Origin of the sequence: Neobacillus bataviensis LMG 21833 (genome assembly GCF_000307875.1) — a bacterium.
In the GTDB taxonomy this organism is placed as follows: Bacteria; Bacillota; Bacilli; order Bacillales; family Cytobacillaceae; genus Neobacillus; species Neobacillus bataviensis.
The window spans coordinates 1-527 of sequence record NZ_AJLS01000180.1; the positions used below are offsets into that span (position 1 = coordinate 1).

Below are 527 nucleotides of genomic sequence, written 5' to 3' on the forward strand. Positions count from 1 at the left end.
TTGCTGACGATTGGGAACAGCGTAAGTTGAACGAGGTTTCCGATATTTATGACGGAACCCACCAAACTCCTAAGTATCAAGATAATGGTGTGATGTTTCTTAGTGTTGAGAATATCAAGACTTTGACTTCAAATAAGTTCATTTCTCGTGAGGCTTTTGAAGATGAATTCAAAATAAGACCACAACGAGGTGATGTCTTGATGACTCGAATCGGGGATATAGGAACTGCGAATGTCGTTGAAACAGACGAAGACCTCGCCTATTACGTTAGTCTTGCACTATTCAAATCTGAGGAGTTAAATCCTTATTTCTTGCAGGCAAGTATTTATGCACCATTTGTACAAGACCAGATTTGGAAGAGGACTTTGCATATCGCCTTTCCAAAGAAAATTAACAAGAATGAGATTGGTCAAGTTCCAATCAATGTTCCGACACTAGCAGAACAGACGAAAATAGGCTCATTCTTTAAACAGCTAGATGACACTATCGCTCTTCATCAACGTAAGTTAGATTTGTTGAAAGAACAG

The 527-nt window shown here is 38.9% G+C and carries 1 protein-coding gene; it reads left to right on the forward strand.

Translation table 11 applies throughout. The features are described 5' to 3' along the window. A partial coding sequence (locus BABA_RS24480; RefSeq protein WP_007087960.1) for a restriction endonuclease subunit S occupies window positions 1–527 on the forward strand: 527 nt, incomplete at both ends.